Here is a 20,268-nt window from a genome sequence, read left to right on the forward strand (position 1 = left end):
TGCGTCAACCTGACGCATATGGGCTTGCCACCAGAACCGATTTTCTGATTGCAACAAGGGGTTGGCCACAGGGTCAAATGTCGATGCCCAATATCGTATCGCGCTGCACAATTTGCCGTCAGAACAGCTTGGCATCTGCTAAAGGATCATATAGCTAAACGTGGAACGCTTAATGCTTATGGCGCTTTTGAGGCGTCATGCCGCCAACCGGTTGGAGGATCAGAATGACGGAAACAAGCGCAACTCTCGCTCTCGGTGACAAGAAGGTCGACCTGTCGGTCAAGTCCGGTACGATCGGTCCTGACGTTATCGATATCGGCGCGCTCTATAAACATACCGGGGCCTTCACCTACGACCCCGGGTTTACCTCGACCGCTTCGTGTGAATCGAAAATCACCTATATCGACGGCGACGAAGGCGTGCTTCTTCATCGCGGCTATCCGATCGAGCAGCTTGCCGAACAGGGTGACTTCCTCGAAACCTGCTATCTGCTTCTTTATGGGGAACTGCCGACCGCAGCTCAGAAGAAGGACTTCGATCATCGCGTGACGCACCACACCATGGTGCACGAGCAGATGAGCCGCTTCTTCACCGGTTTCCGCCGCGATGCGCATCCGATGGCCGTCATGTGTGGCTGCGTCGGCGCTCTGTCGGCCTTCTATCATGACTCGACCGATATCACCGATCCGCACCAGCGCATGGTCGCTTCGCTGCGCATGATCGCCAAGATGCCGACGATCGCGGCCATGGCCTACAAGTACCATATCGGCCAGCCGTTCGTATATCCGCAGAACCATCTCGACTATTCGTCGAACTTCCTGCGCATGTGCTTTGCCGTTCCTTGCGAAGAGTACAAGGTGAATCCGGTTCTGGCCCGTGCCATGGACCGCATCTTCATCCTGCACGCCGACCATGAGCAGAACGCTTCCACCTCGACGGTTCGCCTTGCCGGTTCTTCCGGTGCAAATCCGTTTGCCTGTATCGCCGCCGGCATTGCCTGCCTGTGGGGTCCAGCGCACGGTGGTGCCAACGAAGCAGCGCTCAACATGCTTCAGGAAATCGGTTCGGTCGACAAGATCCCGGAATACATCGCACGCGCCAAGGACAAGAACGATCCGTTCCGCCTGATGGGCTTCGGTCACCGCGTCTACAAGAACTACGACCCGCGCGCCAAGATCATGCAGAAGACCACGCATGAGGTTCTGGCCGAACTCGGTCACAAGGACGACCCGCTCCTGCAGGTTGCCATGGAACTTGAAAAGATCGCGCTCACGGACGAATACTTCATCGAGAAGAAGCTCTATCCGAACATCGACTTCTATTCGGGTATCACGCTGAAGGCGATGGGCTTCCCCACCACCATGTTCACCGTGCTCTTCGCGCTCGCCCGCACCGTCGGCTGGATCGCCCAGTGGGCCGAGATGATCGAAGATCCGCAGCAGCGTATCGGCCGCCCGCGCCAGCTCTACACGGGCGAAGCCAAGCGTGACTACCTGCCGATTTCGAAGCGCTAAGCGCCATCTGGATGAAAACAAAAAACCCGGTCGTATGACCGGGTTTTTTATTGAACGAAGAAACCTTCATCGGCAGCTCCACACGAACAGCCGGTGAAGCTAGCTGCGGTTCAATAGATCCAGGACAGCTGTCGCGGCCGCCTCGCCCGGAGGAACCGGCACCTGCAGCCGCTGCCATGCGAGATCAAATCCTTCCAGCATTGCCCGGCGCTGTACGGTATCGTTCGACAGCCGCTCCGACCAACGGCACAGGCTGCCGGGTCGAACCACCTCGTTGATATACTCTGGCACGACGGGGTAATCGGCGATGAGGTTGGGCAAGGCTCCTGTCCAGATCTTGATCCGACCCGCGAGCAGTTTGATCAGCCAATCCGTCTTGTAAGCGGAAACGACCGGAACGGTCGCAAGACCAAGTTCAAGGATGACCGTACCGGAGGCAGCCATCGCAGTATCGGCCTCGATGAAGGCACCCCACTTCGCCTCGGCACCCGAAACCACCTCCACGGCAACCGGAAGACTGGCAGCGATTTCCCGCACCAGCGCTTCACTACGCGGAACGGTCGGCAGCAGAAAACGCGTGGCCCCGTTACGCTCCGAAAACTCCTTTGCCGCCTCACCGAAGACAGGCAAAAGGCTTTTGATTTCCGCGGACCGGGAGCCGGGCAAAAGCAGGATCGTTTTTTTCTCGCTGACCGCCTTGGTCGGTCGCGCAGCTCGTTGGCGCCGGACCTCAAGAAGGTCCGGATCATTGGTCAGACGATGACCAACGAAAATCGTCTCCGGTCCGCCAAGCCTTTGCATCGCCTCCGGTTCGAACGGCAGGACTGCAAGCACGCGATCGACATAAGCGAGCATTGCCTTGGCCCGATATTCTTTCCATGCCCACACGCTCGGGCAGACATAGTTGACGATCGGCAGCCGTGGTAGTGCCGCCCTCACCTTCTTCGCCACGCGATGTGTAAAGTCCGGGCTGTCGATTATGACGAGCACATCCGGCCTCGCCGCAATTACCGCACTTGCCGTCTGGTTGATGCGCTTGATCAGGTTCGGCAACCTGGACAGAACCTGCGTCAAGCCCATGATCGACAGCTCGGAAAAATCGAAAAGCGAACGCAGACCCTGCGCCGCCAGCGCATCTCCGCCCACGCCGACGAGTTCCACCGGCCGGTCATGAGCAGCCTTGAGCGCCGCAATCAGATCGCCGCCCAGAAGATCACCGGATACCTCGCCTGCGATAACGCCAACCTTCAGGACACGGCTCATGAAAGCCCTCCGTTTTCAAGCGTCGGGTCGATCCCGCAAACGAAAATACCCGCCGCATCCGCCGCCGAGATCAGCGCCGCTTCCTCAAGCACAAGCGCCCTGCCAGCCTCTACGGCGATACCGGCCAAGCCTGCCCGCGCCGCATTTTCGACGGTTGACGGCCCGATCGTCGGAAGATCTGCGCGCATGTCCTGCTGCGGCTTGCAAAGCTTGACCAGCACGCCACGCCGACGCGCCGAAATTCTGCCGCCGATGCGCAGTTCCGCAACCCGCTGAAGCATGGCATCGGTGCCTTCGACGCCTTCCATGGCGACAACGCGGCCACCGACGGAAACAGCGCCCTGCCCTATATCCAGATGACCGAGAGCCAGCGCGGCCTCGACCCCTCTGGAAATATCCCGCAAATCATCACCAGCCGGAGACATTCGTCCTAACGGTCCCAGGCGCGCAAGCAGGCCGGGCGCAATTTCGTGGGCGCCGATCACCGTGCAACCCATCCCCTCGATGAGCTTGATCACCATTTGCAGGACCGTGTCATCACCATGCGACATCAGCGTGCGCACGACGGATGGCATGCTGAGTATGGTCTTGAACGTCGGCCGGATATCGCGCCATTCAGGCCGACGGGCAACGCCGCCGGACATGACGACGCGGCCTATCTTCAACTCACGGAAAGACTTTTCAATCGCTGCAAGATTGCCGACGCCGACGGAGATGATTTCGAAACCATCGAAACGGTGATCGGCTTCATCCTTCAGAGCGACGATGAAAGGATCTTCCCCTTCGGCTCTGGCAGCCTGCGCCAGATAGAGCGGCAACAATCCACGGCCTGCGATAATAGCCAGGCGACCATCGGAATGACCTTCTTGCGCCATGCCGGACGTGCCGGGCATGGACCTCATCCCTTCCTGCGGAAGGGAGAGGAAATTGCACGATCACTGTCGGCAGTGATGAAATCGATGATTTCCATCGCTTCCGCGCAATCGACATAGGCATCGCGAACGGCGGCCGCATTCGCCCGAACATTGCCCTCACCTTCGAAGATATCCTTGTAGGCGCGGCGCACACGATGGATCGTCTGCTTATCCATGCCGGCGCGCGTCATTCCGACCACGTTCAGCCCGCCCAGAACACCCGGGTTACCGTTCAGCATGCCATAGGGAATGACATCATAGTTGACCGCCGAAAGACCGCCAATAAAGGCTTGGCGACCGATGCGAGAAAACTGATGAACAGCACAGCCGCCACCCAGAATGGCGCGGTCTGCGACATGAACATGCCCGGCCAGCATCACATTGTTGGACATGATGATGTCGCTGCCAAGCTGGCAGTCATGCGCCACATGGCTGTTGGCAAGGAACAGGCAGTTGCTACCGACAACTGTCTTGCCACCACCGCCAACCGTGCCGGTATTCATTGTTACGCCTTCGCGCATGACGCAGTTGGCGCCGACCGTCAGCGTGGATTCTTCTCCGGCCTCATGCAGGCTCTGAGATACGCCGCCGATAACGGCCATCGAGAAGACGCGGCACCCCCTGCCTATCTCGGTCTTGCCGGTGACCACGACATGCGATGCCAGTTCAACATCGTCCTTGAGAACGACGCGAGGTCCGACATGGCTGAATGGTCCGACAATGACATTCTCACCGATGACCGCGCCATCCTCGACAATCGCCGTCGGATGAATGCGGGCGCTGGCTGCAATCGTGCTCATTCGCCTTCCTTACGGACGATCATTGCGCCGATATCCGCCTCTGCTACAAGTGCGCCCTCGACCTTGGCATCACAATGGAACTTCCAGATATTACCGCGCTGCTTCTGCTTCACGACATGGAATTCCACGCGATCACCCGGTACAACCGGCTTGCGGAAGCGGGCATTATCGATCGTCATGAAATAGACGAGATTGCCGCCTTCGCCTTCCTTGCGCGCACAGATCGCACCGGCGGTCTGCGCCATCGCCTCGACCAGAAGGACTCCCGGCATAATCGGACGTTCAGGAAAATGTCCCTGAAATTGCGGCTCGTTCGCCGTCACGTTCTTGATACCGATAGCTGAATTGTCACCATCGATGTCGATGATTTTGTCAACGAGCAGAAAAGGATAGCGATGAGGCAGAAGCTTCATGATTTCCTGAATGTCGGCCGCGCCGAGTTCCGGCTTGGTCTCATCAGTCATTGTTTTTCTCTCCTCTGCGTTTTGCCCTATCATCCACCTGGCTCATCTTTTCGGCCATCTCGCGGAGAAAGTCTTTCATTGGTCGCGCCGGTATTCCACCATACCTGAGGCCAGGCGGAATATCTGCCACGACGCCGCTCATTGCGGCGATCTGAACGCCATCTCCGATCGAGATATGACCATTTATGCCAGAAGCACCGCCGATCAAGACGCCGTTGCCGATCTTTGTCGAACCGGCGATTCCAGCCCCTGAAGCAATGCCGCAATGGCGTCCGATATGGACGTTATGGGCGATCTGGACCTGATTGTCGATTTTCGTACCTTCACCAATGACGGTATCGTCCATGGCGCCGCGGTCGATCGTGGTATTCGCACCGATCTCGACATTATCCTGAATGATCACGCGCCCGATCTGCACGATTTTGAGCATGCCGCGCGGTCCGGGCGCAAAACCGAAACCGTCCTGGCCGATTCGCGCTCCATTATGGATGATGACATTGTTGCCGATCAGAGCTGCCACAACACTCGCGCCAGCAGCAATGCTGCAATTACGGCCGATCTGGACGTCCGCGCCGACAACAGCACCGGCTCCGATACGAGTACCCGAGCCAATATGCGCATGCGCGCCAACGACTGCCATGGGCTCAACTGTAACGCCATCTTCCAGCCGCGCAGTCGGATCGACATAGGCAGCCGGTGACACACCCTCACCTTCCGATGTTACAGGGCTTGGCCGCATCGCACGCGGATGCAAAAGGGCCCCTGCCATTGCGAAAGCGGAGTGCGGCGTTTTTGTCTGGAGAACGGCTATGTGACCCGGCACGATGCTGGCCAGACCGGGATCACACAGGATCGCCGAAGCCATGCAGGTCTCAAGTTCCTTACGGTTCTTGCGCGACAGGATATAACAAACCTGACCTTCCTGAGCGCGCACAACCGGGGCCACCGAACGGATCACGCGATCCCCGGCAGTATCATCCAAAAGCTCTGCCCCAAGATGGACCGCAAGCTCACGAAGGCTCACGCCATGATGGGGCGGAAAGAAATTATTTTGATCCATAAAGCTAAAGCTCCAGAACAGGCTTCCGGCCGCTTTCGCGGCCGGAAACGATCAGAACTGGTTTGCCATGCTGAAACGGAATTCCTGGGTCTCGTCGAAGTCTTCCTTGAGAACCGGGATTGCGTAATCCATCCGGATATTACCGAAAGGCGAAGCCCACATGACGCCGACACCGACGGATGCACGCCAGGACATGCCAGTGCCTTCGACGTCCGCCTTGCTAACCTTGACGTCGTTACCGTAAAGCGTGCCGGCGTCCGCAAATGCGGCCAAGCGCAGACCGATATCTTCCGGAACAGCCGGGAACGGCATGGACGCATCAGCCGACACGGTAAAGTAGGTGGTGCCGCCAAGCGCGTCGCCATCTGCCTTCGTGCGCGGGCCGATACCGTTATTGTCAAAGCCGCGAACCTGACGTCCGCCGAGCGTGAACTGGTCGAAAACGTTCAGGTTGTCGCCAGTGGCGATAACATGGCCGGCACCGACAGACAGTGAGCCGATAAGATCAGCTTCGGTCGAAAGCGTCTGGAAGTAACGAGCGCGACCGGAGAGCTTATAGAACTCCGAATCACCACCAAGGCCGGCGAATTCATGCGTGACGGTCGCATAGATACCTTCGCGCGGCAGTGTCTGGCTATCCAGCGTATTGTAGGTCAGCGTCTGAGCGACCGACGACTGCGTATATTTGCCGTGGTCGACGAGATCCTGATAGACCGGAGACAGGTCGTCATAATCGGAGCCGCTGCTCTCGTACTCGATCTGCTTGTAGGTATAACGGAAAGTCGTCGCCAGATCTTCGGTGATCGGGGCTGTCACACGCAGTGTGAATCCCTGTTCCGAATAATCATAATTATCATTCGATGACGTTTCACTGCGGAAGACGTCGAAACCAGCAGCCAGACGGTAACCGAGGAAATAAGGCTCGGTGAATGACAGCGTGTAAGTACGCGAGTCATTCAGGCCGCCACCGGCAGCGATACGAACATACTGGCCGCGACCGAGGAAGTTCTTTTCTTCAACCGAAGCTTCAAGGATAAAGCCGTCACCACCAGCCGAATAACCGGCGCCGATACCGAACGAGCCGGTCGACTGGTCTTCGACGTCCACGACGATAACGACGCGGTCTGCAGCACTGCCCTGCGTGGTCGAGATATTGACCGACGTAAAGTAGCCGAGAGCTTCAAGGCGACGCTTTGCGCGCGAGATCATTTCCTGATTGAAGGCATCGCCTTCACTGAAATCGAACTCGCGGCGAATGACGTAGTCACGGGTACGCGTGTTACCGCGGATCTCGATACGCTCGACATAGGCGCGTTCGCCCTGATCGACCATGTAAGAAACGCCGATCGTATTCGTCTGAAGGTTACGGTCGCCGCGCGGGGTTACACGAGCGAAAGGATACCCCTTCGACGCAACCTGCTTGGATATGGCTTCCATAGACTTCTGAATTTCACGAGCATCGTAAACAGCGCCGGACTTGGTCTCGACCAGGCCCTTGAGCTCATCGCCGCTAACGCCTTCGACGCTGGATTCGACGTTGATATCGCCGAACTGGTAGCGAGCACCTTCTTCAACCGTGAAGTTGATCGTGTACTTGTTGGTCGTTGTATCGAGCTGCGCATCGGAGGAAACGATACGGAAATCCGGATAACCGTGATTGTAGTAGAACTGGCGCAGCGCATCTTCGTCAGCGCGCAGCTTGTCCTGGCTGTAAACGTCCTTGCGGGTAAGGAACGAGAGCGGACCGGATTCCTTGGTGGCGATAACGGCCTTCAGACGACCGTCGCCGTAAGCCTGATTACCGACGAAATTGATATCGGCGATCTTCGTGCGGTCACCTTCGTTGATAACGAAAGCGATATTGACGCGACCCTGACCGACATTGACCGTCTGGGTCGTAATTTCGACGTCACTGCGACCGATCTGCGAATAGGCGGTACGAATGCGCTCGATATCGGCATTGACCATCGCCTGGCTGTAAGGACCAAGCGGCTGCGTCTGCACGACGCCTGCCAGCTTGTCGTCCTTGATCTTGCGATTGCCGTTGAAGACGACCTGGTTGACCAGCTCGTTTTCAGCGACAGTCACCACAAGCGAGCTGCCGGAAACACTGATCTTCACATCTGAAAAATAACCGGTCGCGTAAAGACGCTTGACCGATTCGTCGATATCAGCGCCGGAAAAGGCAACACCGGGCTGAATCGTCAGGTTGGACCGAACAGCTTCCTCGCCGGCGCGCTGGGCGCCACGCACCTGAACGCTGCGGATGACAGCAGCTTCAGCATTCGCAGCACTGGCAAGCACCATGACGCCCGAACCCGACGCAACAACACTAGCAGACAGCGCAAACGCCGACACTGCGTTCAAAAACTTTGAACCAGCCTTCATTTTCAATTCTTACCTTTTCCCGTTGTCCCTCGGCGGGTGGAGCCCGACTCCGGCCACGTGTGTCGTTTTACCTTCTTTTGCCCTACAAGCAAGCTATCGCGTTAATTTCTATTTACTTCCTTTTGAAGCGTGGCTCTCGCGCCACGCAACATTGTAAACATGGTGAATAATTGGTTTATTCACCCGCAGCTCGCTTAGCCAATAAGGTTGGTGATATCGTTGAAGGTGGCAAACACCATCAGACTGAGTACCATCGCAAGACCGATACGGAATGCGATCTCCTGAGCTCCAGCACCCAGAGGCTTCCCCCTCACAGCTTCTATTGCGTAGAAAACCAAATGGCCGCCGTCAAGCACCGGAACAGGCATAAGGTTCAAAAGTCCAATGGAAACGGAAAGGACTGCGGCAAGCTGGATCACCGCGGCGAAGCCGAGCGTGGCCATCTGCCCCGAAGCCTGGGCAACGCGAACCGGGCCACCCAGCTGGTCAGCCTTCATACGGCCGGTCACCAGATTGCCGATATAGCGGAATGTGCCGGTGATAATGTTGCCGGTCTCTTTCACGCCCTCGCCGACAGCCTGAAGCGGAGTGAACGTCTCCAGTCGGAAATTGCCGCGCTCCTCATTGGTAACGACACCGATAAGCCCGAGTTCGACCTTGTTTCCGAACTGATCGTTGATCTCCGTGCGCTTCGGCACCATCGGCAGATCGAGATCCTGACCGTCCCTTTTCACCGTCACGACGATTGGCGTCTCCGGCCGAACGCTGACATAACGGCGGACATCCTCGAATGTGGAAACCTTGCTTCCGTCGAGTGCAACGAGCCGGTCTCCGGGCCGCACGCCGGCTTCAGCGGCCGCACTGTCCGGACGCACTTCGGCGACAACCGGATCGGCGATCATCTTGCCGTAGACGGAAAACAGTACGGCGAAAATGGCGATCGCGAGGATGAAGTTGGCGATAGGGCCTGCAGCAACGGTAGCGGCGCGTTTCCACAACTTTGCGCCCGCAAGTGTCCGAGCCCTGTCGGCCTCGTTCATGTGGGAAACGCTTGATGCATCGGGCAGGCTCGAAGCATCCTCGTCACCAAAGAACTTTACGTAGCCGCCGAGCGGAATAGCAGAAAGCTTCCAGCGTGTACCATGGCTATCGGTGAAGCCGATCAATTCAGGACCAAAGCCGACCGAAAATGCAGTCACCCGAATCCCGCTCCATCGCCCCACGAGATAGTGACCCATCTCATGAACGAAAACGAGCAGAGAGAGGACGAGGATGAACGGGATAATGTAGCCCGTTATGAAACCGAAGATGGCCATCAGTGTTTCCGCTTCACGATATCGAGGCTGGTCGCCGCTTTAGAGACCGAAGATGAAGGCAGCGACCGAGTTGCTAACATGGCCTTTCATGGCCGTGTCCACAAGCGTCAGCAGAAATACGGCAAAACAGGCAAAAACCAAGCCGTCCACACGGTCCATCACGCCACCGTGTCCGGGAATGAGATGGCTGCTGTCCTTCACACCGAAACGTCGCTTGATGAAGGATTCGAAAAGATCGCCGATCTGGCTCGCAACAGACAGCAGGAAGGCAAGCGCCATCGTCCACAGTGAAAGCCGCGAAAATACGCCAAGCGTAAGCAAACCACTGGCGGCAACGCCTGCAACCGTTCCGCCGATCGCCCCGGACCATGTCTTGCCGGGGGAAATGCGCGGTGCAAGCTTCGGACCGCCAATAGCACGACCGACAAAATAGGCCAGGATATCGGTCCCCCACACCACTGCGAAGATGAAAAGCGTGGCGACAAACCCCGCCTGATTATCACCGCGGATGGCTGCAAGAGAGATGCCGCTCAATCCGGCATAGACAATACCGCCCGGAAGCCACCAGGAGCCGTGCCCAAGGATCGCCAACAGCACGCCCGTAACGACACCACCGCAAAGCAGCGGCATGGACAGCTCGCCTTCTCCGATGATGAGATCGGCAGCGATAAGTAGAACGACCAGCCAGCCGAACGCATTGGCCTTGAAGCTCCGCTCCGAAAGGCCCGTGATCGTTGACCATTCATAATAGATCAGCGGTGCCATCACGGCAGCCACAAGATTGAACGCCCAGCCACCTATCCATGTTGCGGCAAGGACGATCACGGCCAGCACAATAGCGGACGCGATGCGAAGTTTGAGCTCCTGCCCCATCAGCCGACCACCGCCGCAGGTCTTGCAGACAAACCGCCAAAGCGCCTGTTACGCGACGCATAGATCTTGAGCGCTTCGACAAAAAGATCCCGGTTGAAATCCGGCCAATAGTCGGGAAGGAAAACGAATTCCGAATACGCGGCCTGCCAGAGCAGGAAGTTCGAAAGTCTCTCCTCGCCGCTCGTGCGGATGATGAGATCCGGATCCGGTATGCCCGCCGTATCGAGATGATCGCTGATCATCTCGGAACTGATGGAAGCAGGATCAAGGAGGCCGGCCTTGACCTTCTGCGCAATCCTCGTGGTTGCACGCGCAATTTCGTCGCGAGACCCGTAATTGAACGCGATCACCACCGTAAGCGCCGTGTTGTTACGCGTCGTCTCCTCCGCCTCCAGAAGAAGCGGCAGAATATCGCCACGCAGTTTGTCGCGCTCACCGATAACTTTGATCCGTACGTTTTCTCGATGAAGTTCGGCTAGGTCGCGTCGTATAAAACGGCGAAGGAGGCCGAGCAGATCACTGACCTCGGCTTCCGGCCGGCTCCAGTTTTCCGACGAGAACGCAAATAGCGTCAAATACCGGACGCCTAGCTCACCAGCCGCCCGGACCGTTTCCTTGACGGCCTCGACACCCTTGCTGTGCCCCATCGTCCGGGCCAGACCGCGCTTGTTGGCCCACCGACCGTTGCCATCCATGATAATGGCAACGTGCTCCGGAATGATCGCAATATCTGGCGTCAGCATGTCCTATGCATTTCCTTCAACGGCCGAGGGAGGGATAAAGATACCCAACCTAGACCTGCATGATTTCCTTTTCCTTATCCGCAAGCAAGCGGTCGACTTCAGAAATCGTGTCATCGGTCATCTTCTGAACCTTTTCGGACTGCGAGCGGCTATCGTCCTGGCCGATTACGCCATCCTTTTCGGCTTTTTTCAGGCCTTCCATGCCATCGCGACGAACATGCCGGGCAGCGACCTTGGCTTTCTCCGCATAATCATGCGCAACCTTGACCAGCGACTTGCGGCGCTCTTCATTGAGTTCAGGCAGCGGGATGCGAAGGTTCTGCCCGTCGACGATCGGGTTGAGGCCAAGGTGCGATTCGCGAATGGCACTTTCTACAGCCCGAACCATGGACTTGTCCCAGATCGAGACACCCAGCATGCGGGGCTCCGGCACGGTGATATTCGCCACCTGATTCAGCGGTACGCGCGAGCCGTAGGCCTCAACGGTAATCGGATCAAGAACGTTGGCCGACGCGCGACCGGTTCTCAGAGACGCGATATCGCTCTTGAAGGCATTGACTGCACCTTCCATGCGGCGCTTGATGTCGTTGAGATCGACTGATCCACTCATCGTTGGAACTCCATCTTGTTATCGTTGAACTTTCTGATCGGCAGAAAGATCGCGGTAATTTCTCAGTTGTCGGATACGATCGTCTTGAGGCCGCCGCCGGTCAAGATCTGCGTAAAGCCGCCCGGCTCATGAATCGAGAAGACGACGATCGGAATATGGTTTTCGCGGGCGAGCGCGACCGCTGCGACATCCATCACCGCGAGGCCCTTTTCCAGAACCTCGCTATGCGTCAGCGCGTCGAAGCGGGTAGCATTCGGATCCTTTTTCGGGTCGGCGGAATAGATGCCATCCACCTGGGTGCCCTTGAAGATAGCTTCGGCACCGATTTCCGCGGCGCGCAACGCAGCTGCCGAATCGGTGGTGAAGAATGGGTTGCCTGTGCCGCCGGCGAAAATCACTACCCGGCCCTGCGCCATGTGATGCAGCGCCTGGCGCTGCGAGAAGCTTTCACAGATTTCCGGCATGGCGATAGCCGAAAGAACGACGGTATCGATGTCGAGCTTGCGCAGCGACGTTGCAAGCGCCAGCGCGTTGATCACGGTGGCCAGCATGCCCATATGGTCGCCGGTCACACGATCGCCGCCCTTGGAGGCCACGGCCACGCCGCGGAAAATGTTGCCGCCGCCGACGACCACACCAACCTCGACGCCCATGCGCCGTGCTTCGGCAATATCGGAAGCGATACGGTCGGCGACCGCGACATCGATGCCAAACCCCTGGCTGCCCATGAGAGCCTCGCCGGAGGCCTTGAGGAGAACGCGTTTATATATGGGCTGAGACGACATGACGGCTCCTTTAAAAGCGAAACGGAAACGGAGAGATCAAACGGCTTGCGGATACACGAAGGGCACCGGCTTGTCACCGGTGCCCTTATAGTTTTCACTGGATTAGGCGAGGAAATCAGCCCTTTGCAGCAGCAGCAACTTCTGCAGCAAAGTCGGTTTCTTCCTTTTCGACGCCTTCGCCGAGCAGAAGACGAGCCATGCCGGTCACTTCGATCGGTGCGCCGACTTCCTTTTCGGCTTCCTTGATGGCAGCGCCGACGGTCAGGTCAGGATTGATGACGAAAGCCTGCGACAGAAGCGCGACTTCTTCGAAGAACTTACGCATGCGGCCTTCAACCATCTTTTCGATGATGGCTTCCGGCTTGCCAGATTCGCGAGCCTGCTCGATGAAGACGTGGCGTTCGCGCTCGGCGACGGCAGCATCGACTTCTTCTGCGCGTACGGCGAGCGGAGCCGTTGCGGCAATATGCATGGCGACCTGACGGCCGATGGCGTTCAGTGCGTCCTTGTTACCGGTCGACTTGAGCGCAACCAGAACGCCGAGCTTGCCGAGGCGATCGGCAGCAGCGTTGTGGATGTAGGTGGCAACGACGCCATCTTCCACTTCGAGTGCTACCGAACGGCGCAGGTTCATGTTTTCGCCGATCGTGGCAACAGCGTCCTTGATCGTGTCGGTGACCGACTTGCCGGTTGCCGGGTAGATGGCGGCGCCGACAGCTTCGACGGAACCGTCAGTGGTGAGTGCAACATCGGCAATGCCACGAACGATTACCTGGAAGGCGTCGTTACGGGCAACGAAGTCGGTTTCAGAGTTGACTTCGACGACAACGGCCTTGGTGCCGGTCGATGCAACGCCGATCAGACCTTCTGCAGCCGTACGGCCAGACTTCTTGTCGGCCTTGGCGATACCCTTGGCGCGCAGCCAGTCGATTGCCGCTTCGATGTCGCCGTTGTTTTCGGTCAGCGCCTTCTTGCAGTCCATCATGCCTGCGCCGGACTTTTCGCGCAGTTCCTTCACCAGTGCAGCGGTGATCTCAGCCATTGTAAGCCTCTTGTCGGTTTAAATTGCGTAGCGCCGAAAAGCTCGGCGAACTCAAGGTTTTGGGAACGAATGTACCCGGAAGTGTGACAGGGTGATGAAGACCACCGCCGGCCTGCCCTTCAACCACAATCCGATGGATCGCAGGCGAACAGGACTTTAAACAAACCGAGGCCAGGGATCGTCTCTCTGGCCTCGGTCGAATTGAAAAAGCAGGAACGGATAAACCGTTCCAACCTTGGCCTTAGGCTTCAGCTTCGCCTTCGAGAGCCGGCTCGACCGGAGCTTCGGCGGACGCGCCGAGGTCACGGCCAGAAGCGCCCTGCTGGCGAGCGATGCCGTCGATGGCAGCGCGAGCGATCAGGTCGCAGTAGAGAGCGATGGCGCGCGAAGCGTCGTCGTTACCCGGGATCGGGAAGTCGATCAGGTCCGGATCGCAGTTCGAGTCGATGATGGCAACGACCGGAATGCCGAGGCGCTTGGCTTCGTCGATCGCGATCTTTTCCTTGTTGGTGTCGATGATGAACATCAGGTCCGGAACGCCGCCCATGTCGCGGATACCGCCGAGAGCCTTTTCCAGCTTCTCGCGTTCGCGCTCAAGGTTCAGACGCTCCTTCTTGGAATAGCCGGACTGTTCCGAGTTCAGGATCTCATCGAGCTTGCGCAGACGGGCGATCGAGTTCGAAATGGTCTTCCAGTTGGTCATCATGCCGCCGAGCCAGCGGGAGTTGACGTAGTACTGAGCCGAACGCTTGGCGGAATCAGCAACAAGCTCGGAAGCCTGGCGCTTGGTGCCAACGAACAGAACACGGCCGCCACGGGCAACGGTGTCGGACACGACCTGCAGGGCGCGCGACAGCATCGGAACGGTCTGGGCCAGGTCGATGATGTGGATGTTGTTACGGTCGCCGAAGATGTACGGCTTCATCTTCGGGTTCCAGCGGTGCGTCTGGTGGCCGAAGTGGACGCCTGCTTCGAGGAGCTGACGCATAGAGAAATCGGGCAATGCCATGCCTAGTTATCCTTTTCCGGTTGAACCTCCGCAAGGCAAACAGCACCCTCTTCGAGAATGCCACCGGGCGGAAAAATCCGGATTTCTCCCGGATGATCCCATGCCTCACGTGTGGAATATCGGTGCCCATACAGGCGATTGTGGAAAATTGCAAGCGCTGTGGTGCAGCTTTCACCGCACGACACAAGCGAAACCGGTCAGGCCTTGGCCCCGAGCCTTTGGCGGACCTGCTCGACACTCCCACGGATATAGATCGTATGCGGCTGCCCGGCGCCATTGACCGCAGCAAACGTAACGATCGTCACACCTTCTTCGAAGGGCATCACATAAAGGATCTGCGCCGGGTTGATGTAGACTTCCTGATTGTGGGTGTTTTTAAATCCGATCAATGCCATGAATCACTCCTTATTGCGGCGCAACTACAGACACGAAACTAACAATGTGTCGAGTATTGTGACGCCTAGATTCGGCACTGCGACCGCGTGTTCCAAATCAAATGGCAAGATCGTTACTAACGCGGCACCGCAGGGCACGGATCCTGCTGTGTCTTCAGCAACTCCAGCTTCACGAGGCTGCCTTCCAGCGAAAAATCACCGTAATCCATGGTCAGATCACGGGTTATGCCGTTCTCGTAGAGCTTGAAAGACATATTGTAGACGGGCATCGGATCGCCGGCGGCGCCATCGTTGAAATAGGCGATCGTTACCGGCCAGTAGGGAGTCTTGGCAAACTCGCCGGCGGCACCGGCTTCGGTATCGCCTTTTTCCGGCGTCTCCGCCTTGCCGATCACGGTTGAGGTCAGAAGTGCCTGATCGCCGTTTTCTGAGCCATCGAAGACACGCGTCTCAAAGATACGTTTGTTGTCCTTGGCCTGTTGAATGATGTCGAGCATATGACTGGTCGGGAACGCGCTTGCCGGCAGATCCACTTCTCTGCCATTTGCCCCCTGCAGCTCGACCTTCACCCCGCTCTCGCCTTCGCTCGCATCGCCGGTCACGCTCTTGTCGAGTTGCTCATCGGTGAAGGACTTGGTCTCGAAATGAAACTGCTTCGCGGAAAGATCTTCGAACGTCTTGGTCTGCTGGTCGCTGACACGCGTCTCCTCGCCCGTGCTGATCTTGGTGACGAGGCGGAAATTGGTCGTGAACCCGGTGCAGGCAGAGCCGTTGAATTCATAGACCATACGGCCGAACATGCCCTCGATGCCGGAGCGCTCGGACGCATCCTTGAGCTTGAGGTCATAGACCGCCCTGTGAGGAATAAGCAGGCGCGCAGCACTGTCGGCGCTGATCGGCGCAGCGGAGGCGACACCGGCACTGGTGACGAGGAACAGCGCGAGGCTCGTGCGCAGCATTCATATTCTCCTGTTGGACTCGGGCGCGGGTGTTATAAGAACGCCATCAGCCAAGGTTATGACCTTGATGAAGGATTTTTGTACGCTTGACAACAAACCGGAGACCGAAATGTCCGATGCCATCGAAAGCCGCCTGAAGGAACTTGGAATTACCCTCCCCGTGGCAGCGGCGCCCGCAGCCAACTACGTGTCCTATGTCATCAGCGGCAACATGCTTTATATCTCCGGACAGTTGCCGACCGAAAATGGCAAGCTTGAGATCAAAGGCCTGGTCGGCAGTGACGTTGATGTGACAACGGCGAGCCGCGCAGCCGAACTTTGCGCCATCAACATCCTGTCGCAGGCAAAGGCAGCACTCGGCGGCGATCTCGGCAAGATCAAGCGCGTCGTCAAGCTGTCGAGCTTTGTCGCCTCCGCTCCCGGCTTCACCGAGCAGCATATCGTCACCAACGGCGCATCGAACCTGATTGCAAACGTCCTGGGCGAAGCTGGCAAGCATGCTCGCGCTGCCGTTGGCATGGCCGCATTGCCGCTCAATGCCGCCGTTGAAATCGAAGCCGTTATCGAGATCGAAGCATGACATCTGCATCCTGGATCAAGGATCTGCCCGTCGCGCATCGCGGCTATCACGACATGAACAAGGCCGTATGGGAGAACTCCCTCTCGGCCTTCGCCCGCGCCGCGGATGCCGGCTTTGCCATCGAATGCGACCTGCAGCTTTCCGCGGACAGCATTCCGATGGTCTTCCACGACGACAAGCTTGAGCGCGTCTGCGGCATCAAGGGCGATGTGCGGGAGCGCACCGCCTCTGAACTCGGCCTGCTTTCCATCGGCGGAACGGCCGACAGGATCCCGACCTTGAAGCAGATGCTCAAACTGGTCGATGGTCGCGTACCGCTTGTGATCGAATTGAAAGGCCGCACCGCCGAAGAAGATGACGGCTTCGTCGATATCGTTCTCGAAGAGCTGGAAGGTTATCAGGGCAAAGTCGCGCTGATGAGCTTCGACCATCACCTGATCCGCGATCTGAAGAAGGCCGACACACCTTATCCGATCGGCCTGACCGCTGAAGGCAGCCAGCCGGAAGAGTTCTTCAAGCATGATGAAATGGCCCAGCTTGGGCTGGATTTCATCTCCTATCACTGGTCCGACCTGCCGAACAGCTTCGTCACCGCCCAGAGACAGACCGGCATTGCGTTGATTACCTGGACTGTCAGGGATGAAAACGCGCGCGAGGCTACCTATAAATATGCGGATCAGATGACGTTCGAAGGGTTTGACCCGCGCACGTCGCCCACTGCATAATTCAGGTACATGGCCGGTAATCTTTCAATCCGCATCGAACAATCCTTTGCCGCGATCAGCCCTGAAAGCTGGTCGCGGCTTGCGGGTGCTTCACGGGAAAGCTCCTCAACAGCGGTCCCCTACAATCCGTTTCTCTCGCATGCTTTCCTTTCGTCGCTGGAACAATCAGGCTCTGCCACGGCCAAGACCGGCTGGCATGGGCATCACATTCTTCTCGAAACCGAAGAAGGCACGCTGATCGGCGCAATCCCCGCCTATCTGAAAAGCCATAGCCAGGGCGAATACGTCTTCGACCACGGCTGGGCGGACGCCTTCGAGCGAGCGGGCGGGCGCTATTATCCGAAACTGCAATGCGCCATACCCTTCACGCCGGCTACCGGCCCTCGCCTGCTGGTCGCTTCCGGTTATGATCGTGAGATCATGCAGGCCACGCTTGCCACAGGTCTCCAGGAAGTGACACGACAGCTTGGAATATCATCGGCCCACGTAACCTTCATACCGGAAAACGAGATCGAGGTCTTCGAGGAGGCCGACTACCTCCACCGGACTGACCAGCAATTCCATTTCATCAACGAAGGTTATGCCGATCACGACGCATTCCTCGAAACGCTGGCGTCACGCAAACGCAAGGCGCTGAAGAAGGAACGTCGCGCCGCACTGGAGAATGGGATTTCGATCGACTGGCTGACCGGCGCCGATCTGACCGAGGATATCTGGGACCAGTTCTTCGCCTTCTACATGGACACCGGCGGCCGCAAATGGGGTCGGCCCTATCTCACCCGCAGCTTCTATTCGCTGATCGGCAGCCACATGGCCGATGACATCCTGCTGGTCATGGCAAAACGCGATGGACGTTATATCGCAGGCGCGATCAACTTCATCGGCGACGACACCCTCTATGGCCGGCATTGGGGCTGCATAGAGGATCATCCCTTCCTGCATTTCGAAGTCTGCTATCATCAAGCCATCGACTTCGCGCTTGCCAAGGGATTGAAGCGCGTCGAAGCTGGCGCGCAGGGCGAGCACAAGCTCGCCCGCGGTTATCTTCCCGTCACCACCCATTCCATGCATTACATCGCCCATCCGGGCCTGCGCCGCGCGATTTCCGACTATCTGGAGCGCGAGCGGCAGGAGGTGGACGGCATGAACGAATACCTGTCCGAGCACAGCCCTTTCCGAAAAGGCGAGCGGCAGCAGGATGATTGATTGAAGTAATTCCGGCAAAAGCGAGCACCGGTTTTGCGTTCGGAATTGCGTTGAAAGAAGCAGATAGAAGAGGACTTCCATGAGCTACGACGACAACAACATCTTCGCAAAGATCCTGCGCGGCGAAATTCCCTGCCACCGCGTTTACGAGGATGCCGACACTCTGGCCTTTATGGATGTCATGCCGCAATCCCCAGGTCACCTCCTGGTGATACCGAAGACGCCCTCGCGCAATATTCTCGACGCTGACCCGGCCACCCTGTCGAAAGTCATTCCGATCGTGCAGAAGCTTGCCAATGCGGCCAAGGATGCGTTCGAGGCCGATGGCATCACGGTCACGCAGTTCAACGAACCGGCTGCCGGCCAGACCGTCTATCACCTGCATTTCCACATCATCCCGCGCTACGAAGGCGCCGGCCTGAAGCCGCATAGCGGCCAGATGGAAGACCATGGCGTTCTGGCTGCCAACGCCAAAAAGGTCGTTGATGCACTCGGCGCCTGATCAGGCTTTGAGCAGAAACAGGCCTGCGACAAGGATGGCGATCGGTGCGATGACGCCGATCGCCACCTTCTTGCCCGTCAGCAGAAAAATGCAAAAGCCGATACCCGCGGCAGAAAGCCGAAGCCAGAGCGGAGAATCGGCCAATACGCCTGTTGGAAAAACGATCAGCTTGGCGGTGACGGCCATCACGAGCGCTGTCGCAACCGCCCTCACCCAGTTCAGCGCCTCGGATTCCTCATTCAGCCTGTTGCCGGCCAGAACGCCGAGCCAGCGCCAGAAGTCCGTTGCGATGAAGCCGGCAACGATGATCAGGATATAGGTCCAGTATTCCTCCAGCATCACACTGCCTCCTCAATCGCACGCCGACGCTGTCGCCGGTATCGATCGATCAGATAGGCAACCGTTCCGCCGCCGAGGCCGGCAATCAGCACATCGAACTGCGGGGCGACGAGCGCCAAGAGCGGCCCTGTGACGATGCCGATGATAAAGGCGAGCTTCACCACGAACTGTCTGGAACTCGCCCAGATCGACGAGATGAAATAGACCGGTGTCAGCATGAAGAGGGCGCCCGCCACGACCGGCGGAAATTGCGAAACGATGCCATAGCTGATGCCGACGATCGCAGCATTGCCGCAGGTAAGCGTTAGGCCGAAACCGGCGAAGAAGGCGACCCGGTTCTGGCGCGGCACATCGCGCAGATGCGTCGAGGCGAACACCCAGGACGTGATCGCAATGAAATGCGACAGGAACAGAAGCAGCCATACCGGCGTCTTTTGCGTCCGCATCTCCGGCACGATCGACGCCACCATCGGCATCATCCGGATGGCGGACAGGGTAACGGCAAGAAACGACGCAACGATATTGGCTCCGCCGATCATCGAGCCGACAAGGATCATCTGCGACGGCAGGGCCCAGACGCCGAGCGTCATGATCACGGCCTCCCAACGCGTCAACCCTGCCTGTAGCGCGAATGCGGCAAACCCGACATAGGACGTCATCAGAATAATGGCGGGAAGCGAGATGACGCCGCGCATGCCCGTCAGGAACCATTTCAAGTTACCGGGCTCATTGCGCTGCTCTGCAGACATAGGCATTCCATTTGCTGTTGATCAAATATGCC

Annotated in this window: 22 protein-coding genes; 5 read left to right on the forward strand and 17 right to left on the reverse strand. The window is 57.9% G+C overall.

Features of this window, described 5'->3' with window-relative positions:
- The first annotated feature begins 224 nt into the window (after positions 1-224).
- Positions 225-1,514, forward strand: coding sequence for a citrate synthase (gltA, locus tag JZX87_RS12660; protein WP_148148067.1), 1,290 nt, complete (start codon positions 225-227; stop codon positions 1,512-1,514).
- Between the two features lie 99 nt (positions 1,515-1,613).
- Here the strand turns inward: gltA and lpxB are convergent, their stop codons facing one another.
- The 15 genes from lpxB to JZX87_RS12735 form a co-directional block, all read right to left on the reverse strand.
- Positions 1,614-2,777, reverse strand: a complete 1,164-nt coding sequence (lpxB, locus tag JZX87_RS12665) for a lipid-A-disaccharide synthase (protein WP_206825903.1) — start codon at positions 2,775-2,777, stop codon at positions 1,614-1,616.
- A complete protein-coding gene (locus JZX87_RS12670; protein ID WP_502711315.1) occupies positions 2,774-3,670 on the reverse strand; it encodes an LpxI family protein in 897 nt (298 codons plus the stop codon). The genes lpxB and JZX87_RS12670 overlap by 4 nt, the downstream gene beginning before the upstream one ends.
- 5 nt (positions 3,671-3,675) lie before the next feature.
- A complete protein-coding gene (gene lpxA / locus JZX87_RS12675) occupies positions 3,676-4,491 on the reverse strand; it encodes an acyl-ACP--UDP-N-acetylglucosamine O-acyltransferase (protein WP_148148065.1) in 816 nt (271 codons plus the stop codon).
- Complete coding sequence (gene fabZ, locus JZX87_RS12680) at positions 4,488-4,955, reverse strand: 3-hydroxyacyl-ACP dehydratase FabZ (protein WP_148148064.1); 468 nt, start codon at positions 4,953-4,955, stop codon at positions 4,488-4,490. Before fabZ ends, lpxA begins: the two co-directional genes overlap by 4 nt.
- Positions 4,948-6,015: a UDP-3-O-(3-hydroxymyristoyl)glucosamine N-acyltransferase gene (gene lpxD / locus JZX87_RS12685; protein ID WP_206825910.1), complete on the reverse strand. Its 1,068-nt coding sequence runs from the start codon at positions 6,013-6,015 to the stop codon at positions 4,948-4,950. Before lpxD ends, fabZ begins: the two co-directional genes overlap by 8 nt.
- 51 nt (positions 6,016-6,066) lie before the next feature.
- Positions 6,067-8,403 carry an outer membrane protein assembly factor BamA gene (gene bamA / locus JZX87_RS12690; RefSeq protein WP_206825911.1) on the reverse strand — a complete coding sequence of 779 codons (2,337 nt, stop codon included), beginning with the start codon at positions 8,401-8,403 and terminating at the stop codon, positions 6,067-6,069.
- Between the two features lie 194 nt (positions 8,404-8,597).
- Positions 8,598-9,719, reverse strand: coding sequence for an RIP metalloprotease RseP (gene rseP / locus JZX87_RS12695; RefSeq protein WP_206825917.1), 1,122 nt, complete (start codon positions 9,717-9,719; stop codon positions 8,598-8,600).
- Between the two features lie 39 nt (positions 9,720-9,758).
- Positions 9,759-10,592: a phosphatidate cytidylyltransferase gene (locus JZX87_RS12700; protein ID WP_148148060.1), complete on the reverse strand. Its 834-nt coding sequence runs from the start codon at positions 10,590-10,592 to the stop codon at positions 9,759-9,761.
- Entirely contained in the window at positions 10,592-11,335 is a 744-nt protein-coding gene (locus JZX87_RS12705; protein ID WP_148148059.1) for an isoprenyl transferase, read from the reverse strand. The genes JZX87_RS12700 and JZX87_RS12705 overlap by 1 nt, the downstream gene beginning before the upstream one ends.
- A gap of 49 nt (positions 11,336-11,384) precedes the next feature.
- A complete protein-coding gene (frr, locus tag JZX87_RS12710; RefSeq protein ID WP_148148058.1) occupies positions 11,385-11,945 on the reverse strand; it encodes a ribosome recycling factor in 561 nt (186 codons plus the stop codon).
- Between the two features lie 62 nt (positions 11,946-12,007).
- Complete coding sequence (gene pyrH / locus JZX87_RS12715; RefSeq protein ID WP_148148057.1) at positions 12,008-12,730, reverse strand: UMP kinase; 723 nt, start codon at positions 12,728-12,730, stop codon at positions 12,008-12,010.
- 115 nt (positions 12,731-12,845) lie between these two features.
- Positions 12,846-13,772, reverse strand: a complete 927-nt coding sequence (tsf, locus tag JZX87_RS12720) for a translation elongation factor Ts (RefSeq protein WP_206825918.1) — start codon at positions 13,770-13,772, stop codon at positions 12,846-12,848.
- A 241-nt stretch (positions 13,773-14,013) separates the two neighbouring features.
- Complete coding sequence (gene rpsB / locus JZX87_RS12725; protein ID WP_148148055.1) at positions 14,014-14,781, reverse strand: 30S ribosomal protein S2; 768 nt, start codon at positions 14,779-14,781, stop codon at positions 14,014-14,016.
- Between the two features lie 197 nt (positions 14,782-14,978).
- Positions 14,979-15,176 (reverse strand): hypothetical protein, encoded by a 198-nt coding sequence (locus JZX87_RS12730; RefSeq protein ID WP_148148054.1) that lies wholly within the window; start codon positions 15,174-15,176, stop codon positions 14,979-14,981.
- Between the two features lie 116 nt (positions 15,177-15,292).
- Positions 15,293-16,135: a cell envelope integrity EipB family protein gene (locus tag JZX87_RS12735; RefSeq protein ID WP_148148053.1), complete on the reverse strand. Its 843-nt coding sequence runs from the start codon at positions 16,133-16,135 to the stop codon at positions 15,293-15,295.
- 109 nt (positions 16,136-16,244) lie between these two features.
- Between JZX87_RS12735 and JZX87_RS12740 the strand changes: the two genes are divergently transcribed.
- From JZX87_RS12740 to JZX87_RS12755, 4 genes are all read left to right on the forward strand, one after another.
- The gene (locus JZX87_RS12740) at positions 16,245-16,715 is read left to right on the forward strand and encodes a RidA family protein (protein ID WP_148148052.1); all 471 of its coding nucleotides are present in this window, start codon (positions 16,245-16,247) and stop codon (positions 16,713-16,715) included.
- A complete protein-coding gene (locus tag JZX87_RS12745) occupies positions 16,712-17,440 on the forward strand; it encodes a glycerophosphodiester phosphodiesterase (RefSeq protein ID WP_206825920.1) in 729 nt (242 codons plus the stop codon). Before JZX87_RS12740 ends, JZX87_RS12745 begins: the two co-directional genes overlap by 4 nt.
- A 9-nt stretch (positions 17,441-17,449) precedes the next feature.
- The gene (locus JZX87_RS12750) at positions 17,450-18,646 is read left to right on the forward strand and encodes a GNAT family N-acetyltransferase (RefSeq protein WP_206825922.1); all 1,197 of its coding nucleotides are present in this window, start codon (positions 17,450-17,452) and stop codon (positions 18,644-18,646) included.
- Between the two features lie 79 nt (positions 18,647-18,725).
- On the forward strand, positions 18,726-19,148 hold the full coding sequence (locus JZX87_RS12755) for an HIT family protein (RefSeq protein ID WP_206825924.1): 423 nt from the start codon (positions 18,726-18,728) through the stop codon (positions 19,146-19,148).
- Here the strand turns inward: JZX87_RS12755 and JZX87_RS12760 are convergent, their stop codons facing one another.
- The gene (locus JZX87_RS12760; protein ID WP_206825930.1) at positions 19,149-19,487 is read right to left on the reverse strand and encodes an AzlD domain-containing protein; all 339 of its coding nucleotides are present in this window, start codon (positions 19,485-19,487) and stop codon (positions 19,149-19,151) included. It lies immediately after the preceding gene.
- Complete coding sequence (locus tag JZX87_RS12765; RefSeq protein ID WP_206825932.1) at positions 19,487-20,236, reverse strand: AzlC family ABC transporter permease; 750 nt, start codon at positions 20,234-20,236, stop codon at positions 19,487-19,489. Before JZX87_RS12765 ends, JZX87_RS12760 begins: the two co-directional genes overlap by 1 nt.
- Positions 20,237-20,268: the final 32 nt, after the last annotated feature.

It is taken from the genome of Agrobacterium sp. Ap1 (assembly GCF_017313375.1).
Classification (GTDB): domain Bacteria; phylum Pseudomonadota; class Alphaproteobacteria; order Rhizobiales; family Rhizobiaceae; genus Neorhizobium; species Neorhizobium cellulosilyticum.

What these genes read in the sequence shown, in the direction of transcription:
- lpxB (WP_206825903.1), bottom strand. Translation starts at nt 2,777, where the DNA reads ATGAGCCGTGTCCTGAAGGTTGGCGTTATCGCAGGCGAGGTATCCGGT.
- bamA (WP_206825911.1), bottom strand. Translation starts at nt 8,403, where the DNA reads ATGAAGGCTGGTTCAAAGTTTTTGAACGCAGTGTCGGCGTTTGCGCTG.
- tsf (WP_206825918.1), bottom strand. Translation starts at nt 13,772, where the DNA reads ATGGCTGAGATCACCGCTGCACTGGTGAAGGAACTGCGCGAAAAGTCC.
- frr (WP_148148058.1), bottom strand. Translation starts at nt 11,945, where the DNA reads ATGAGTGGATCAGTCGATCTCAACGACATCAAGCGCCGCATGGAAGGT.
- JZX87_RS12755 (WP_206825924.1), top strand. Translation starts at nt 18,726, where the DNA reads ATGAGCTACGACGACAACAACATCTTCGCAAAGATCCTGCGCGGCGAA.
- rpsB (WP_148148055.1), bottom strand. Translation starts at nt 14,781, where the DNA reads ATGGCATTGCCCGATTTCTCTATGCGTCAGCTCCTCGAAGCAGGCGTC.
- JZX87_RS12765 (WP_206825932.1), bottom strand. Translation starts at nt 20,236, where the DNA reads ATGTCTGCAGAGCAGCGCAATGAGCCCGGTAACTTGAAATGGTTCCTG.
- lpxA (WP_148148065.1), bottom strand. Translation starts at nt 4,491, where the DNA reads ATGAGCACGATTGCAGCCAGCGCCCGCATTCATCCGACGGCGATTGTC.
- JZX87_RS12730 (WP_148148054.1), bottom strand. Translation starts at nt 15,176, where the DNA reads ATGGCATTGATCGGATTTAAAAACACCCACAATCAGGAAGTCTACATC.
- JZX87_RS12700 (WP_148148060.1), bottom strand. Translation starts at nt 10,592, where the DNA reads ATGGGGCAGGAGCTCAAACTTCGCATCGCGTCCGCTATTGTGCTGGCC.
- pyrH (WP_148148057.1), bottom strand. Translation starts at nt 12,730, where the DNA reads ATGTCGTCTCAGCCCATATATAAACGCGTTCTCCTCAAGGCCTCCGGC.
- JZX87_RS12670 (WP_502711315.1), bottom strand. Translation starts at nt 3,670, where the DNA reads ATGCCCGGCACGTCCGGCATGGCGCAAGAAGGTCATTCCGATGGTCGC.
- JZX87_RS12760 (WP_206825930.1), bottom strand. Translation starts at nt 19,487, where the DNA reads ATGCTGGAGGAATACTGGACCTATATCCTGATCATCGTTGCCGGCTTC.
- JZX87_RS12735 (WP_148148053.1), bottom strand. Translation starts at nt 16,135, where the DNA reads ATGCTGCGCACGAGCCTCGCGCTGTTCCTCGTCACCAGTGCCGGTGTC.
- rseP (WP_206825917.1), bottom strand. Translation starts at nt 9,719, where the DNA reads ATGGCCATCTTCGGTTTCATAACGGGCTACATTATCCCGTTCATCCTC.
- lpxD (WP_206825910.1), bottom strand. Translation starts at nt 6,015, where the DNA reads ATGGATCAAAATAATTTCTTTCCGCCCCATCATGGCGTGAGCCTTCGT.
- JZX87_RS12705 (WP_148148059.1), bottom strand. Translation starts at nt 11,335, where the DNA reads ATGCTGACGCCAGATATTGCGATCATTCCGGAGCACGTTGCCATTATC.
- JZX87_RS12750 (WP_206825922.1), top strand. Translation starts at nt 17,450, where the DNA reads ATGGCCGGTAATCTTTCAATCCGCATCGAACAATCCTTTGCCGCGATC.
- JZX87_RS12745 (WP_206825920.1), top strand. Translation starts at nt 16,712, where the DNA reads ATGACATCTGCATCCTGGATCAAGGATCTGCCCGTCGCGCATCGCGGC.
- gltA (WP_148148067.1), top strand. Translation starts at nt 225, where the DNA reads ATGACGGAAACAAGCGCAACTCTCGCTCTCGGTGACAAGAAGGTCGAC.
- fabZ (WP_148148064.1), bottom strand. Translation starts at nt 4,955, where the DNA reads ATGACTGATGAGACCAAGCCGGAACTCGGCGCGGCCGACATTCAGGAA.
- JZX87_RS12740 (WP_148148052.1), top strand. Translation starts at nt 16,245, where the DNA reads ATGTCCGATGCCATCGAAAGCCGCCTGAAGGAACTTGGAATTACCCTC.